14 protein-coding genes are annotated in these 17,372 nt (G+C 43.4%); 7 read left to right on the forward strand and 7 right to left on the reverse strand.

Annotated features, from left to right (window positions below; translation table 11 throughout):
• Positions 1-73: 73 nt before the first annotated feature.
• Positions 74-3,958: a phosphoribosylformylglycinamidine synthase gene (gene purL / locus AUR67_RS14640; RefSeq protein ID WP_058585839.1), complete on the reverse strand. Its 3,885-nt coding sequence runs from the start codon at positions 3,956-3,958 to the stop codon at positions 74-76.
• A gap of 311 nt (positions 3,959-4,269) precedes the next feature.
• Here purL and mltF point away from each other — a divergent pair, with 311 nt between their 5' ends.
• Positions 4,270-5,739 carry a membrane-bound lytic murein transglycosylase MltF gene (mltF, locus tag AUR67_RS14645; RefSeq protein WP_058585840.1) on the forward strand — a complete coding sequence of 490 codons (1,470 nt, stop codon included), beginning with the start codon at positions 4,270-4,272 and terminating at the stop codon, positions 5,737-5,739.
• Positions 5,740-5,833: 94 nt separating this feature from the next.
• Complete coding sequence (locus AUR67_RS21295) at positions 5,834-6,004, forward strand: hypothetical protein (RefSeq protein WP_165385080.1); 171 nt, start codon at positions 5,834-5,836, stop codon at positions 6,002-6,004.
• Here AUR67_RS21295 and tadA read toward each other — a convergent pair whose 3' ends face one another.
• The gene (gene tadA / locus AUR67_RS14650; protein ID WP_058585841.1) at positions 6,005-6,502 is read right to left on the reverse strand and encodes a tRNA adenosine(34) deaminase TadA; all 498 of its coding nucleotides are present in this window, start codon (positions 6,500-6,502) and stop codon (positions 6,005-6,007) included.
• Between the two features lie 180 nt (positions 6,503-6,682).
• On the opposite strand from tadA, the gene AUR67_RS14655 reads away from it, so the two are divergent.
• Positions 6,683-7,987, forward strand: coding sequence for an inosine/guanosine kinase (locus AUR67_RS14655; protein ID WP_054560976.1), 1,305 nt, complete (start codon positions 6,683-6,685; stop codon positions 7,985-7,987).
• 6 nt (positions 7,988-7,993) lie between these two features.
• Here AUR67_RS14655 and glsB read toward each other — a convergent pair whose 3' ends face one another.
• From glsB to ftsY, 5 genes are all read right to left on the reverse strand, one after another.
• On the reverse strand, positions 7,994-8,914 hold the full coding sequence (gene glsB, locus AUR67_RS14660; protein WP_054560977.1) for a glutaminase B: 921 nt from the start codon (positions 8,912-8,914) through the stop codon (positions 7,994-7,996).
• Positions 8,915-8,994: 80 nt separating this feature from the next.
• The gene (rpoH, locus tag AUR67_RS14665) at positions 8,995-9,858 is read right to left on the reverse strand and encodes an RNA polymerase sigma factor RpoH (protein ID WP_054551048.1); all 864 of its coding nucleotides are present in this window, start codon (positions 9,856-9,858) and stop codon (positions 8,995-8,997) included.
• A 225-nt stretch (positions 9,859-10,083) separates the two neighbouring features.
• Positions 10,084-11,070 (reverse strand): permease-like cell division protein FtsX, encoded by a 987-nt coding sequence (gene ftsX / locus AUR67_RS14670; RefSeq protein WP_058585842.1) that lies wholly within the window; start codon positions 11,068-11,070, stop codon positions 10,084-10,086.
• Entirely contained in the window at positions 11,067-11,744 is a 678-nt protein-coding gene (ftsE, locus tag AUR67_RS14675; protein ID WP_054560978.1) for a cell division ATP-binding protein FtsE, read from the reverse strand. The genes ftsX and ftsE overlap by 4 nt, the downstream gene beginning before the upstream one ends.
• Positions 11,745-11,797: 53 nt before the next feature.
• Complete coding sequence (gene ftsY, locus AUR67_RS14680; protein WP_082665648.1) at positions 11,798-13,804, reverse strand: signal recognition particle-docking protein FtsY; 2,007 nt, start codon at positions 13,802-13,804, stop codon at positions 11,798-11,800.
• A gap of 209 nt (positions 13,805-14,013) precedes the next feature.
• On the opposite strand from ftsY, the gene rsmD reads away from it, so the two are divergent.
• The 4 genes from rsmD to dnaG all read left to right on the forward strand — a co-directional run bounded on the left by rsmD (position 14,014) and on the right by dnaG (position 17,348).
• Positions 14,014-14,631 (forward strand): 16S rRNA (guanine(966)-N(2))-methyltransferase RsmD, encoded by a 618-nt coding sequence (gene rsmD, locus AUR67_RS14685; protein WP_058585843.1) that lies wholly within the window; start codon positions 14,014-14,016, stop codon positions 14,629-14,631.
• A gap of 145 nt (positions 14,632-14,776) precedes the next feature.
• The gene (gene rpsU / locus AUR67_RS14690; protein ID WP_002957797.1) at positions 14,777-14,992 is read left to right on the forward strand and encodes a 30S ribosomal protein S21; all 216 of its coding nucleotides are present in this window, start codon (positions 14,777-14,779) and stop codon (positions 14,990-14,992) included.
• 21 nt (positions 14,993-15,013) lie between these two features.
• Positions 15,014-15,460: a GatB/YqeY domain-containing protein gene (locus AUR67_RS14695; protein ID WP_054551044.1), complete on the forward strand. Its 447-nt coding sequence runs from the start codon at positions 15,014-15,016 to the stop codon at positions 15,458-15,460.
• 136 nt (positions 15,461-15,596) lie between these two features.
• The gene (dnaG, locus tag AUR67_RS14700; RefSeq protein ID WP_054560980.1) at positions 15,597-17,348 is read left to right on the forward strand and encodes a DNA primase; all 1,752 of its coding nucleotides are present in this window, start codon (positions 15,597-15,599) and stop codon (positions 17,346-17,348) included.
• Positions 17,349-17,372: the final 24 nt, after the last annotated feature.

Genomic DNA, 17,372 nt, shown 5'->3' on the forward strand with positions numbered 1-17,372 from the left:
ATGATAGTGCAGCCTTTTTAGTTTAAACGGTTTGTATGAACCTAGCTTGTATAGCTAGGCACACAATTAAGTTCTAGCCAACGTTTTTACGTGCGTTGCGGAACATACGCATCCATGGGCTATCCTCTGTCCACTCATCTGGGTGCCATGAGTTAGCAACAGTACGGAATACACGCTCAGGGTGCGGCATCATAACCGTTGCACGGCCATCAGTAGAGGTAATACCTGTGATACCTTCTGGAGAGCCATTCGGGTTAGCTGGGTATTGCGTTGTTGGGTTACCGTAGTTATCAACAAACTTCACTGCCACAGTACCTGATTCAAGCGCTGCTTTAACTGCATCACCGTTTGCGAACTCAGCATGACCTTCACCGTGAGAAACAGCGATAGGCATACGAGAACCAGCCATACCATTAAAGAATACCGATGGGTTTTCTTGCACTTCTACAAGGCTAAAGCGAGCTTCAAAACGCTCCGACTTATTCGTTACGAAACGTGGCCAGTGCTCAGTGCCCGGGATCAATTCTTTCAATGTTGAAAGCATTTGACAGCCATTACATACACCTAAGCTGAATGTATCTTCGCGGTGGAAGAAGCTTTGGAACTGCTCACGCGCCATCTCATTGAATAAGATTGACTTAGCCCAGCCTTCACCTGCACCTAATACGTCACCGTAAGAGAAACCACCACATGCCACTAAGCCTTTAAATTGCTCAAGTGTTAAACGACCTTCAAGAATGTCGCTCATGTGTACGTCAACCGCGGCAAAGCCTGCACGGTTAAATGCCGCAGCCATTTCTAAGTGAGAGTTAACACCTTGCTCACGTAGAATCGCCATTTTCGGCTTCGCACCAGTTGCAATGTAAGGCGCTGCAACATCTTCGTTTAAGTCAAAGTTTAGTTTTACATTAAGACCAGGGTCTTTTGCGTCAAACTTAGCGTCAAACTCTTGCTTAGCACACTCCGGGTTATCGCGACGAGCTTGCATTTGGTAAGTTGTTTCTGCCCAAATAGTACGAAGCTCAGTACGCGTGTGGTTAAGAACCACATCATCACCACGAGTGAATACCACGCGGTCATCAGCGTTTAGTGCGCCAATTTCATGGCTGATAGCTGCTAGACCGTGGTCTGCAAGAACCGCTTTAACTGCGTCTAAGTCAGCGTTTGCCACTTGGATAACCGCACCTAGCTCTTCATTGTAAAGCGCTTCGATATCTGAACCTGTTAAGCCAGCAAGGTCTACTGTTACACCCGTGTGACCAGCAAATGCCATTTCAGCAACCGTAGTGAATAAACCACCGTCTGAACGGTCATGGTAAGCAAGTAGCTTGTTATCAGCAACAAGCGCTTGCATTGCTTCGTAGAAGCCTTTTAATAGTGCAGGGTTATCAACATCAGGTGTTACATCACCTAGTTGCTTATAAACCTGTGCAAGGCTTGATGCGCCCATACGGTTTTGACCCGCACCTAAATCAACTAATAATAGTGATGACTCACCTTTATCAGTACGTAGCTGTGGCGTTACTGTTTTACGCACATCTTCAACACGACCAAAGGCTGTAATGATCAATGATAATGGCGCAGTAACCGATTTTTGCTCACCGTTTTCATCCCATTGAGTTTTCATCGACATTGAGTCTTTACCCACAGGGATAGTTAAACCAAGTGCCGGACAAAGCTCTTCACCTACTGCTTTAACAGCTTCGTAAAGACCTGCATCTTCGCCAGGGTGACCTGCTGCAGCCATCCAGTTTGCAGATAGCTTGATATTTTCAAGGCCACCGATGTTAGCACACGCGATGTTCGTTAGTGACTCAGCCACAGCTAAACGAGCAGAAGCACCGTAGTTTAAAAGTGCAGCTGGTGTACGTTCACCTAGTGACATTGCTTCACCGTGGTAAGTATCAAACGCAGCGGCTGTTACCGCACAGTTTGCTACTGGCACCTGCCAAGGACCTACCATTTGATCTCGAGCAACTAAACCCGTTACCGTACGGTCACCAATGGTGATTAAGAATGTTTTCTCAGCAATCGTTGGTAAGCGTAATAAACGCTGTGCAGCGTCTGCCGCATCAATGTTAGCAACGTCTAATGGTTGCGATTGTGCTTTTTTCGATTCAACTTCGCGGTGCATTTTTGGTGCTTTACCAAGTAAAACATCAAGCGGAAGATCAACTGGGTTGTTACCGAAGTGGCTATCTTCAACCGTTAAGTGACGCTCTTCTGTTGCTTCACCAATAACAGCGTATTCTGCTCGCTCACGTTTACAGATTGCTTCGAAGCGCGCGAAGTCTTCTGCTGCAACTGCTAATACGTAACGCTCTTGAGATTCGTTACACCAAATTTCGTGTGGTGCCATACCCGGCTCATCGTTTGGAATGTCACGAAGTTGGAATTTACCACCACGACCACCGTCGTCTACAAGCTCAGGGAATGCGTTTGAAAGACCACCTGCGCCCACATCGTGGATGAAAGCAATTGGGTTTGCATCACCTAGCTGCCAACATTTGTCGATAACTTCCTGACAACGACGTTCCATTTCTGGGTTTTCACGCTGTACAGATGCAAAGTCTAAGTCTTCGTTTGATTGACCTGATGTCATACTAGAGGCAGCACCACCACCAAGGCCGATGTTCATTGCCGGACCACCCAGTGCAATTAGCTTAGCACCTACAGGGATTTCACCCTTTTGAACATGTTCAGAACGAATGTTACCTAAACCACCTGCAAGCATGATTGGCTTGTGGTAACCACGTACTTCTTCACCGTTATGGCTTGATACTTTCTCTTCGTATGTACGGAAGTAACCAAGTAAGTTAGGACGACCAAATTCGTTATTGAATGCCGCGCCACCTAATGGACCTTCAGTCATAATATCAAGTGCATTAACGATACGACCAGGCTTACCGAAGTCTGTTTCCCATGGCTGCTCGTAACCAGGAATACGTAGGTTAGATACAGTGAAGCCAACTAAACCAGCTTTAGGTTTAGAGCCGCGGCCTGTTGCACCTTCATCACGGATCTCACCACCAGAACCTGTTGATGCACCTGAGAATGGCGCAATCGCTGTTGGGTGGTTGTGAGTTTCAACTTTCATCAAGATTTCGATGTTTTCTTGATGGTACGCGTACTCACCCTCAACATTAGGGAAGAAACGACCTGCTAACGAGCCCTTCATTACCGCTGCGTTATCTTTATAAGCAGATAGTACGTTTTCAGGGTTTTGCTCGTAAGTGTTTTTGATCATTTTGAACAATGATTTTGGCTGTTCGATGCCATCAATTGTCCAATCGGCGTTAAAGATTTTGTGACGACAATGCTCAGAGTTTGCTTGCGCAAACATGAATAATTCGATGTCGTTCGGGTTACGCCCTAACTTTTGGAAATTTTCTACCAAGTAATCAATTTCGTCATCTGCAAGCGCAAAACCTTGCTCAACGTTTGCTTTAGCAAGCGCTTCACGGCCACCACCTAAAATGTCAACTGATGACATTGGACGCGGTTCATCATGACGGAATAATTTAGCTGCATCAGCCATATCCGCGTGCGTTGCTTCAGTCATACGGTCATGTAATAACGCTGCAACTTCAGCTGTTTGCTCAGCTGATAAATTACCTTCTACGTAGTATGCAATACCACGCTCAACACGGTGAACTTGGCTTAAGCCACAGTTATGTGCGATGTCAGTTGCTTTTGATGCCCAAGGCGAGATAGTACCTGGACGCGGCGTTACAAGAATTAACGTGCCAGCAGGGGTATGCTCGGCAATTGTTGGACCATAAGTAAGCAGTTTTTCCAGCTTGGTTTGCTCATCAGCTGAAAGCTCGGCTGTAAGATCAGCAAAATGCATGAACTCAGCATAAACGTCAGTGACTGGAAGTTGTGCCTGTTGGCAACGCGCTAAAATTTTCTGAACTCTAAAATCGGAAAGTGCTGGTGCACCACGAAGGATCAACATAGGTATTTTCATCCGGGGTTAGGGATTGAACGATATTTTAGGCGCATATTATAGTGCAAATAACGTCTAGATTTAACTCAAAATTACGCTTTTATTTAAATAATCTTCATAACCGCTTTTATGGTTGCAACAATTAACTATCTTAGTCGTCTTTATTTCTTCGCAGGTTCTTGTTCTGTATGACTTATCTATCATCAACCTTGTTATAGTTATTAATTTTTAAATAGATAATTAAAACTATTCGCCAAGTGACGTGGCTAAGAAGTTTTGTTATAACACTAAGGTAATGGTTTAAGGGGCATTTATAATCTATGCAAAAGTTACTCGCTATTTTTAGTTTAGTGCTCATGTTATGTGCGTGTGATATGCAACAGCAACCGTCGCAACTTGCTCATATCAAGGCACAGAATAAAATTAGAGTAGGCACATTAGCTGGCGCGAGTAACTACTATCAGGCTCCACAAGGTGTGCAAGGCTTTGAATATGAGCTTGCCCAAGAGTTTGCTGACTATGTTGGTGTAGAGCTCGAGATGGTGCCCTTTTTTAATCTATCCGATATGTTTGCACGCTTAGAAAGTGGTGATTTAGATATTATAGCTTCAGGCCTTACCTATAACACGATTCGAGCAGAGCATTATCGATTTGGCCCAACCTATCGCACAATTAGCCAAAAATTAGTTTATAAACAAGGCCGTACTCGCCCTCGAGAGTTTGAGGATTTAACCGGTAATCTCACTGTTTTAGCCAAAAGCAGCCACTCGTTGGCACTACAGCAATTAAAACAATTGCATCCTGAACTTAGCTGGAACGAAACAGAAGACATGGATGAAGAAGAGCTTCTGCAAGCAGTTATCGACGGTGAAATTGATTACACCCTAGCAGATTCACACACCTTATCGCTGTTTCGCCGCTATCACCCAAATTTGAGTATCGGCTTTTCGGTTACCCGTAACGACCCTATCGCTTGGTTACTAAGAAAAGATGGTGACGACTCTTTATATGCCTTGATGGTGCCATTTTTTGGCGACGTGAAAAAAAGCAATCAGCTTTATGTATTAGAAGAAAAATACTTCGGCCATGTTCGCCAGTTTAATTATGTGAATACCCTTGCTTATATCGAAGCAATAAAAGACACCTTACCTAAATACCAACCTTGGTTTGAGCAATACGCAGGTAACATAGACTGGCGATTACTGGCAGCTTTGAGTTATCAAGAATCAATGTGGAACCCAAGGGCTAAGTCACCAACCGGTGTACGTGGCATAATGATGCTAACCCAAGCAACAGCAAAACAGGTCGGCGTAACAAACCGACTAGAGCCTGAGCAAAATATTAGAGGTGGTGCGCAATATCTTGCCAAAGTGATTTCTTGGATCCCTGAGCGCATTCCGCAGCCCGACAGAACCTGGTTTGCCTTGGCCTCTTACAATGTTGGCTGGGGACACGTCAACGACGCACGCATTATTACCGAGCAAGAAGGTGCAAGCCCCGATAAGTGGGCTGATGTTAAAAAGCGCTTACCGCTTTTAATTAAAAAGCGTTACTATCGAAAAACCAAATATGGTTATGCCCGTGGCGATGTTGCAGTAAAATACGTTGATAATATTCGTCGCTATTACGACGCACTGGTTTGGCTTGATGAAAATGATGCGATTGCTAACCCAAGCGAAGAAGAGCAAAGCACTGTAGAAGCTCAACCTGAAGCGCAAGTGAGCGAGCCAAAGCCCAATGACAACACGCAACAAACCAACTCAGAGCAGCAAGAATTAGAAAACAACTAACTTCAAGCACCGAAATCTGTTTACTTGTCATCAAATGATCATTATCTTCCTGTAGAGATCAATATAATGCTTTACTCTCACTTAAGGAGCACTCATGTTAAAAAGAAGACGCACGACACATAAGTTCAAGCGTAATGTTATTTACTCAACGGCGACCCGCCGTCGTATCATGCTACGTAATACACACAAAAAAGTTATTTGGCGTCGCCGCTTATTTGCGATGCAGTTAATGGAAGCACAAGTTCCTGCAACGCCGGTTGTATAACTAGGCGTTGCGAGCAGCCTGCTTTGCCGCCTTTTTCTCTTCTCTACGACGCTTAAAAAACGCAGATATCACCGCCCCACACTGCTCACTCATAACATCGCCGGTTACTTCAACTTGATGATTAAGCCTAGGCTCTTGCAGCAGATTCATAATTGATCCTGCCGATCCCGTTTTGGCATCTTTAGCACCAAATACCAATCGCTTAATGCGGCTATGCACCAACAGGCCTGCGCACATAGAACAAGGTTCTAAAGTTACATACAAGGTGCAATCGATTAATCGGTAGTTATTAAGTACTTTACCTGCTTCGCGGATTGCCATCATTTCAGCATGAGCGGATGGGTCGTTATCGATAATTGAGCGGTTATAACCATAAGAAATCAGTTGATTGTCTTTTACCAGCACAGCACCAACCGGAATTTCATTAATCGCAGCCGCTTCATTGGCGTAGATTAATGCTTTTTCCATCCAATATTGGTCGCTAAATTGTTCGCTCATATATCACACAAATCTTGTAAAACTGTGAGTAATTATACCTAGTTAGTGAAAAATGTCGGCAATAAATACTGCTACACTTAAAAATTAACGCAAAATTTAGTGGCTTTTTCATGGCTCAATGGACCCATATTGCGCTATAATCTCGCGCTTTTTTTATTTAGCTTACAACACGGGTAGCAAATGAAATTTCCTGGACGCCGCAGGCATAAACATTATTTTCCGGTGGAAGCCAAAGATCCACTGACGAATCAACTTAACTCAACCGACCGACTACAACGTAGTTATATTACGGGTATCGACCAAATTGTGGTAGATATTGAAGCGAAAGTTGATCAAGCTTTCCTAGATGAATTTCAATTGCGCCGTGGCATGTCGCAAGTGATCGATAACGATATTACCAACGCACTATACGACAGACTAAAACTCGACAATATGATCGATTATGAGTTTGCCGGTGGAACGGTAGGTAACACCATGCACAACTACTCTACCCTAGCTGACGACCGTTCAGTGTTGTTAGGGGTAATGAGTGAAAATATCAAAATCGGCAGCTATGCATACCGTTTTTTATGTAACACCTCTAGCCGCGTTGACCTTGACTACCTTCAGCCTGTAGATGGCCCTATTGGTCGTTGTTTTACTTTAATTGACGAGACCGGTGAGCGTACCTTCGCAATCAGCGCGGGGCTTATGAACCATCTTCGCCCTGAATCAATCGATCAGGCACTTATTGAGAATTCATCAGCACTAGTGATCAGCGCATACCTAATGCGTACTCAAGGTGATGAAACCATGACAGAAGCGACCATGCAGGCAGTAAAATATGCCAATGATGCAGGTGTCCCTGTGGTTTTAACCCTTGGCACTAAGTTTCTAATTGAACAAGACCCTGCTTGGTGGGCTGACTTTGTAAAAGAGCATGTTGATATTCTTGCTATGAACGAAGAGGAAGGCCTTGCGATTACCGGCTTTGAAGATCCGCTTCTGGCAGCCGACAAAGCGCTAGATTGGACTGATTTAGTTATTTGTACGGCTGGCGAAAAAGGCTTGTTTATGGCCGGTTACGTAGACGACTCATTCAAGCGTGAAACAGAATACCCGTTATTACCAGGCGCGATTGCTGACTTTAACCGTTATGAATTTTCTCGCGCAATGCGTAAAGACGACTGCCAAAACCCAATTCGTGCGTACAGCCACACAGCACCGTTTATGGGCGGCCCAGATAGTATTAAAAATACCAATGGCGCAGGCGATTGTGCTCTGGCTGCGGTACTGCATGACCTATCGGCAAACGTTTACCACAAACTTAATGTGGCAAACTCAGCGAAGCATCAGCAGCCTGCTATGACCTACTCATCGCTTGCACAAATTAGTAAATACGCTAACCGTGCAAGTTATGAAGTACTTGTTCAGCACTCGCCACGTTTATCTCGTGGCTTACCTGAACGTGAAGACTGTTTAGAGCAAGTTTACTGGGATCAGTAAGCGCGACTAAAAAATTGAAATATCCAGTTTCTGGGATAAACGCTCAAGAGCCGCTATCCCAGCTACTGAGTTACCATACGAGTTAAGTCTTGGCGCCCACACAGCCACAGTAAATTGATTTGGTAATACAGCTAAAATAGTACCCGACACCCCTGACTTACCCGGCATACCAACACGGTAGCCAAAATCCCCAGCAGCATCGTATAAACCACTGGTAAACAGTAACGAGTTTAACTGCTTATTTTGCCTTGCACTGAGCACTTCTTGGCCATTGGCATCTTTACCTTGGTTTGCTAAGTAATTGTAGGCTTTTGCTAATTCTACGCAGTTTAACTCTATGGCACAGAAGTTAAAGTAAGCCCATAACACATCATCAACTTCATTATTAAAGTTGCCGAATGACTTCATTAGATGCCCCATCGCGGCGTTGCGATGACGAAACTCATATTCAGAATTTGCCACTTTCTTATCAATAACAACCTGAGCATTTCCTGATAACTGACGAAATGACTCAAGCATAGAGTGCATCGGCGCAGATAAACGACTATATAACGCGTCACAGGTGACAATCGCGCCGGCATTAATAAATGGGTTGCGTGGTATGCCCTGTTCAAACTCAAGCTGTGTAAGTGAGTTAAAAGCGGTGCCTGAAGGCTCTTTACCGACTCGTTGCCACAGCTCATCACCATAACGCTGAAGTGCTAAAGTTAAGGTCATTACTTTCGAAACAGATTGAATTGTAAAACGCGCACTACAATCACCCGCACAATAGGTTTGCCCATCTACTGTATGAATAGCAATGGCAAACTGGTTTGGCTCAACCTCTGCAAGCGCAGGAATATAATCAGCAACCTTACCTTGGCTCAGTAATGGTTGAACTTCTTTTGTGATTTCATCTAATACATGTTGATAATCAATCTGTGACATACCGCGTCCTTTAAAACAAAAAGCCCCGCATTTGCGAGGCTTTGTAGTCTACTAAAGATGGTTTGCTATAGCGATTGCTATTAGCTCATCGCTGATTGCAGTTTTTTCATTGCTGTTTTTTCTAGCTGGCGAACACGCTCTGCTGAAACATTATATTTCTCAGCAAGCTCTTGTAATGTTGCTTTATCGTCAGCTAACCAACGTGCACTTACGATGTCTTGAGAACGTTCATCAAGGGTTTTTAACGCGCTGAATAAACGTGCATGAGACTGTTCTTGCCATTGCTGCTCTTCGATATCATCAGCAAGGTCAGCACTGCCATCTGTTAAATACTGTACTGGCGAGTATGTGCTTGTCGGTGCGTCGTCATTGTCGTCGCCCGTTAAGTCAAAGCCCATATCTTGGCCACTCATACGTGATTCCATCTCACGTACTTCTTTCTCACTTACACCTAGCTCATTAGCAACTGTGCTAACCTCAGCTTGGTTGAACCAACCTAAACGCTTTTTATTTTTACGTAGGTTGAAGAATAATTTACGTTGCGCTTTTGTTGTTGCAACTTTCACAATACGCCAGTTTTTCAGTACGTATTCATGAATTTCGGCTTTGATCCAGTGTACTGCGAATGAAACTAAGCGAACACCTACACTTGGGTCGAAACGTTTTACCGCTTTCATCAGACCAATGTTACCTTCCTGAATTAAATCAGCTTGCGGTAAGCCATAACCTGAATAGCTTTTCGCAATATGAGCAACAAAGCGTAGATGCGACATAATGAGTTGCTTCGCAGCTTCAAGATCACCTTCTTCCTGAAGACGTGTCGCCAACTGCTTTTCTTTCTCTGCATCAAGCATAGGAATAGTGCTAACCGCTTGAAGGTAGCCGTCCATACTTGCGCTCTGTTGACCTGCAGTAAGTGCCATTGCGTATAAATCTTTACTCATTTTTCACCTCAGTGATAAACATTTGAAACCATCTTAGCACTCTTTAAGCGAGAGTGCTAACTTCAATTAAAAACTTTTTTAAAGTTCAAATCAAGTGGTTTTTGCATCTATTTTTAGTCTACGCTAACACGCTGAATAAGCGATGAATTCTAGCTTGGAGTGATATTTTGATAAATTAACAGCGACTACTATTTATCGCTAAAAGAGCAGTGTAACAATGAATTGTTACACTTTATCGGGTTCAATTTCTTTTATGTAGCGGTTAACTGATAGATAAGAACCAACAAACCCTAAGCCTGTTGCAAGAGCGACTAAAATGCCAAACTCTGTGAGTGTTAAACCAATTAAGTCAAAGCTGGTTTCATAAACACCTGCAACATCACTTACAGCAGCGCCAAGCCACCACATCATTAACGCAACACAAATAAAAGAGAACAAACCGCCAATAATACCGTACCAAATCCCTGTCCATAAAAATGGCGCATGAATAAAGGTGTTTGTCGCCCCAACTAACTTCATCACTTGAATTTCATCTTTCTTATCCATGATTGATAAGCGGATAGTATTACCAATGATCAGGGTGACGGAGGTTAATAATAGTAGAGCAATGGTGATCACGCTTTCTTTTAATAAACTTAAAAGTGCATTTAATCGCTCAAGCCAAGCAATATCGAGTTTACCAAAATCAACTTCTCTTTCGGCTTCAAGCTTGTGCAATAATTGTTTTGCCGTATTTGGCTGGCGGTAACGTGCTGTCGGCGTAACAATAACAACATCAGGTAACGGGTTCGCATCTAAATATTCAAGTGCTTGGCCAAATCCTGATACTTGTTTAAATTCAGTGAGGGCATCGCCTTTTGATATAAACTCCACTTTATCTACTTCAGGGTAGAGTGCTAAACGCTTAACCAAGGTTTGCGTTTGCTGTTCGCTCATAGTTTCTTTTACGAACAACGAGATCTCTGCGGCATCTTCAAAGCCACTGCTCACTTGCGAGACATTTTTAACCACCAAATAAAGCGTCGCTGGCAGTGTTAAGCTTAATCCCAATACCGCAATGGTCATCAATGAAGCGAGTGGCGTTCGCCACATTTCACCGAGGCTGTGCACACCTTGGCGAATAAGGTTAATAAAGAAGAAATAAGGCGCTGCTAAAAATGACTTCTTCTGACGTTCGTTTTGGCTGTTGCGGCTTTTAAACAATAAACTCATAGTGCCCCCTCAGCTAACGGATCGTCAATCATACGGCCGTCTTTCAGTGTTAGACTGCGATAACGCATACGCGCAATTAAGCCAATATCATGGGTTGCAATCAGCACGGTTGTACCATGATTATTAAAGTCTTCGAATAAACGTAAAATGTCCATCGAAAGTTCAGGGTCTAAGTTACCGGTTGGCTCATCGGCGAGCAAAATAGGCGGAGAATTGACAATCGCGCGGGCAATACCAACACGCTGCTGCTCACCACCTGATAAGGTTGCTGGATTACACTTAGCTTTATCAAGTAACCCTACTTTATCAAGCGCACCGTGAACACGTTTAGCTATTTGTTTATGGTGCGTACCTTCAATGATTAAAGGTAAAGCAACATTATCAAACACTGAGTAACGTTCTAGTAAGCGGTGATTCTGAAAGATGATACCAATATCGCGGCGCACATAAGGGATCTGACGCGATTTAACAGCATTTAAATCAACACCATTAATAAGCACCTGCCCGGCTGATGGACGCTCCATCAAGCTGATAAGCTTCAATAGTGTACTTTTACCTGCCCCACTGTGCCCGGTTAAAAAGGCCAGTTCGCCAGGCTTAATATGAAAGCTGACTTTTTCAAGGGCACGATGGCCACCTGGATATGTTTTACTGACTTGCTGAAAATTTATCATTTTAGTTATCAATCATCTTGCAGCGAAAAAGGGAGCAAGCTCCCTTTAGTTAATTATGCGTCATCCTCGTCTTGGCTAAATAGTGCATCAATAAAGTCACTACTATTAAAGGTACGTAAATCATCAATACCTTCACCAACACCAATGTAACGAATTGGGATATTAAATTTATCTGCAACGGCGAAAATCACACCACCTTTGGCGGTACCATCTAGTTTAGATAAAGTAATGCCCGTTAAACCAACACATTCATTAAATAATTTAACTTGGCTAATTGCGTTTTGACCTGTACCTGCATCAATAGTTAGCATAACTTCATGCGGCGCATCTGGGTCAATTTTCTTCATTACACGGGCAATTTTTTCAAGCTCTTGCATTAAGTTATCTTTATTTTGCAAGCGACCTGCTGTATCGGCGATTAACACATCAGCATTACGAGCCTTTGCAGCCTGAAATGCATCAAATACCACTGACGCACTGTCTGCACCTGTATGCTGAGCAATCACAGGAATGCTATTACGCTCACCCCATACTTGCAGCTGCTCAACCGCTGCAGCGCGGAACGTATCACCCGCAGCAAGCATCACTGACTTACCTTCGTTTTGGAACTGCTTAGCTAATTTACCAATCGTGGTGGTTTTACCTACCCCATTTACACCCACCATTAAGATAACAAATGGCTTTTTGTCACCACTTACAACCAGCGGCTGCTCGGCGGTTTTAAGCATACTAGCCATTTCTTGCTTCATTAACTCATATAAAGCATCGCCATCTTTTAATTGCTTACGATCAGCGGCATCGGTTAGGTTATCAATCAACTTCATTGTTGTATCAACACCTAAATCGGCTGTTAGTAACTGTGTTTCTAGTTCTTCAAATAACTCATCGTCAATTTTCTTACCACTAAAAATAGACGCAAAGCCTGAACCAATATTAACGCGAGTTTTTAATAGACCTTTTTTAAGGCGTGCGAAGAAACCTTCTTTCTTTGGTTTTTCAGCAGCGGCTTGAGCTACTTTCTCTTGTTCTAAACGCTCCGCTTCTGCTTGTTCTTCAGCAATGCGCTCTTGCTCTAAGCGCTCCGCCTCTGCTTGTTCAGCAGCAATGCGCTCTTGCTCTAGGCGCTCTGCCTCCGCTTTCTCTGCCGCAATACGTTCTTGTTCTAAGCGCTCCGCTTGTGCCTTTTCTGCAGCAATACGTTCTTGCTCTAAGCGCTCCACCTCTGCTTGTTCAGCAGCAATGCGTTCTTGCTCTAAGCGAGCAGCTTCCGCCTTTTCTGCAGCAATGCGTTCTTGTTCTAAACGTTCAGCTTCCGCCTTTTCTGCCGCAATGCGCTCTTGCTCTAAACGCTCTGCTTCTGCCTTTTCTGCAGCAATGCGTTCTTGTTCTAGACGTTCTGCCTCGGCCTTCTCTGCAGCAATGCGTTCTTGCTCTAAGCGTTCAGCTTGTGCTTTTTCTGCCGCAATGCGCTCTTGCTCTAAACGCTCTGCTTCTGCCTTTTCTGCAGCAATGCGTTCTTGTTCTAGACGTTCTGCCTCGGCCTTCTGTGCAGCAACTTGCTCGGCTTCACGCTGCGCCTGTTCTGCGGCAACACGTTCTTGCTCTAATTTCATTGCTGCTTCTTGCTCAGCAAGACGAGCTTGTTGTTCTTGACGTTGTTGTTCTGCCGCTTGCTGCTCTTGAGCTAAACGTTCAGCTTCTGCTTGTTCTGCCGCAATGCGTTCTTGCTCTAGACGTTCAGCTTCTGCCTTTTCTGCAGCGATACGCTCTTGCTCTAAACGTTCAGCCTCTGCCTTTTCTGCAGCAATGCGTTCTTGCTCTAGACGCTCCGCCTCTGCCTTTTCTGCAGCGATACGCTCTTGCTCTAAACGTTCAGCCTCTGCCTTTTCTGCAGCAATGCGTTCTTGCTCTAAACGTTCGGCTTCAGCCTTTTCGGCTTCAATTCGCTGTTGTTCTTCTATTTGCTTCTGGTTATCAGCCTCTTTTGCTGCTTGCTCTGCTTGTTGCTTATCTGATTTGCCAAAACCAAACCAAGACAGGAATTTACTTTTTTTTGCCATACTTGCTAATAACCACTTATAAAAATCTGATAAACTTACATGAATAATAGTTTGGTGACAGTTCAGCTTTTTAGCCAAACATAAACAGGTACCATCTATCGCTAAGGTCGCAATACTATCACTTTTAGCGCAGTAGAAAAATGACACGCTAGCTATTGCATACAATATTATCTGAGCTAGTGGTCAGTTACCAATGATTAGTGAGTTAAATGAGAAAAAAATCAACAGCTAACCGCCAAGCAAAAGCAGCGAACAATAAATCAGCAAATGGTTTTATTCGTATTATTAGTGGGCAATTTCGCGGTAGAAAATTACCCGTAAAAGATGTGCAAGGCTTGCGCCCAACCACTGACCGTATAAAAGAAACTGTATTTAACTGGCTAATGCAAGATACCCGAGGCGCAGCGATACTCGATTGCTTTGCCGGTTCCGGCGGTTTAGGTTTTGAGGCGTTATCGCGCTTTGCTGATCATGCTGTATTTTTCGAACTAGATAAAAGTGCCGCTAGCCAACTAAAAGAAAACATTAGCACCCTTAAATTGGATAATGCCGTCGTAAAACAAGGCAATAGCCTTTCATTATTAGAACAAAACACGCAAAACGAGCAATTTGATCTAATTTTTGTTGATCCGCCATTTCGACAAAACTTGGCTGAAAAAAGTTGTTTTTTACTCGAAAAAAATAACTGGTTATCTGCCCAAGCACTTATATATGTTGAGGTCGAAAGCGAACTAAGCGACCTAGATACTCCAGATAACTGGATGCTTTTAAAAGAAAAAGCTGCCGGACAAGTAATTTGTCGGCTATATCAACGCGAGACAAATTAACTCTGTTTTGCAAACCTAGTTTCTGTTAATATTATTCTTTACATGTGGTGTTGCTTCGGATTACAATACCGCACCATTTTTGAACCACTTGGTCGTTATTCGATCAACTTGAGCAACGCTCATTATTTAGGTAGGTGAATTTTTAATGCCAGTAATTAAAGTAAGAGAGAACGAACCGTTTGACGTAGCACTTCGTCGCTTCAAGCGTTCATGTGAAAAAGCAGGTATCCTTTCAGAAGTTCGTCGTCGCGAGCACTATGAAAAACCAACAGCTGAGCGTAAGCGTAAAAAAGCTGCTGCAGTAAAGCGTCACATGAAGAAGCTTTCTCGCGATAACGCACGTCGCGTTAAATTATACTAATCAGTATTTGGTCTTGTATAAATGAGCCTTTTATTAACGCTAAAAGATGCGCAAAAAGATGCGATGAAGGCAAAAGACAAAGAACGTCTTAAGCCTATCCGCATGGTACTTGCTGCAATCAAGCAACGTGAGATTGACGAGCAAATTACGCTTGATGACGACGGTATTACCGCTGTTTTAGTAAAGCTTGTTAAGCAACGTCGCGATTCTTACACCCAGTACATTGATGCGGGTCGTGAAGATTTAGCTGAAATTGAAGCCAGTGAGATTAAAGCACTTGAAGAATTCTTACCTCAACAATTGAGTGAAGAAGAAATCATTGCTCTTATTGACTCGGCTATAGCTGATACAAACGCAGCGGGTATGCAAGACATGGGTAAGGTAATGGGAGTTATCAAAAGCAAAGCTGAGGGTCGTGCCGATTTAGGTAAGATTTCTGGCTTAATCAAGCAACGATTAACTGCCTAACCCCCACATACAGATGTATGATTCAAGCAAACCGAGCCTAGTGCTCGGTTTCTTGCTTTTAGTCTTTCATAAACACAGTAATTGTGTTCAAATCTTATTTTACAACGCATAGATAGCGCAGGAAAATACAACAGCTATGGCCGGAAAGATCCCTCGACAGTTTATTGATGATTTACTCGCTCGCACAGATATTGTTGAGTTAATTGATTCGAGAGTTGGCCTTAAAAAAGCAGGTAAAGACTACCAAGCCTGTTGCCCATTCCATAACGAAAAATCACCTTCATTTACCGTTTCTCAAGATAAACAGTTTTACCACTGCTTTGGTTGTGGTGCCAATGGCAATGCAATTTCGTTTGTCATGGAATACGACAAATTAGAATTCGTCGATGCTATTGAAGAATTAGCGAGTATGCTCAATTTAGACGTACCTCGCGAACAAGGCACAAGCTCCGGCCCACAACGCACTGCAGAACAAAAGCGCTCTGATTACGATTTAATGTTACATGCAGCTCGGTTTTATCAGCACCAATTAAAGCATCATGCCAACTCGAAAACGGTTATCGACTATATCAAGGGTCGTGGTTTAAGCGGTGAAACAGCGAAAAAGTTCATGATTGGTTATGCGCCAAGTGAATGGGAAGCGCTATGCCAGCAACTTGGCCGCAACAAAGAACAAAAAGAGCAGCTTGTAGAACTAAAACTAGCCTCTGAAAAGTCGCCAGGTCGTCAATTTGACTTCTTCCGTGATCGACTCATGTTCCCTATTCGCGATAAACGCGGTCGGGTGATTGCCTTTGGTGGCCGTGTTATGCAAGCGGATCAAGGTCCTAAATACCTTAACTCACCAGAAACCCGTATTTTCCATAAAGGCTTTGAGCTTTATGGTTTATACGAAGCCAAGCAAGCACATAAAAAACTTGAACATATTTTAATTGTTGAAGGTTATATGGATGTTGTTGCTTTAGCTGAGCAAGGCATCGAATATGCCGTTGCCGCCCTTGGCACAGCAACAACCGCAGAACATATGCACACTTTATTTAGAACCACAGATAAAGTGATTTGCTGCTACGACGGTGACCGTGCTGGCCGCGATGCAGCTTGGCGTGCACTAGAAAATGCACTGCCTTATCTTGGTGATGGTAAGTCGTTAAAGTTTGTGTTTTTACCAGATGGTGAAGACCCTGATTCACTGGTACAAAAAGAAGGTAAAGACGCTTTTGAAGCTAGGTTAAGCGAAGCCGATGATTTTACTAAGGTGCTGTTTAATAAACTCAGCCAAGAGATAGACCTTACACAAGACGCAGGTAAAGCAAAGCTCCTTAGTGATGCCCTGCCATTAATTGAAAAAATCCCTAGTGATTTTTACCAAGAAAATATTTTGGAACATCTTGGCCGCTTAATTGGTCGAACAAGAGAGCAATTAAATAATCGCGTTAAGTCGCCAAAGCAACAGCATGCGATTGAGCGTAAATTTAAAATAACGCCGATGCGCCAAGCGATTGGTATTTTATTACAACACCCAAATTTGGCGACCAGCATTGCTTATATGCCAGAGTTAGCTGAGATGAAAATAGCCGGTATTGAGCTATTTTTACGCATTCAGCACTTAGCACTAGAACGTGAAGGTATCACGACGGCACAAATTTTAGAGTCATTTAGGGATGGCGCTGAATATGACGCGCTAGTGAAACTAGCAACTTGGCAGCACCAAATAAATGACGATCGTTTAGAGACGGTTTTTAAAAATACTTTTAAATTTATTGAAGACCAGTGTTTAAATTATCGACTAGAGACCCTATTAATAAAAGACAAGACCCAAGGCTTAAGCAGCGAAGAAAGGCTAGAATGCCACTTACTGACGCAAGCGTTAAAAGGCAGCAACAGCTAGTCAGAATTGAATAATGCTGTTATA

Source organism: Pseudoalteromonas sp. XI10 (assembly GCF_001469895.1).
GTDB lineage: Bacteria > Pseudomonadota > Gammaproteobacteria > Enterobacterales > Alteromonadaceae > Pseudoalteromonas.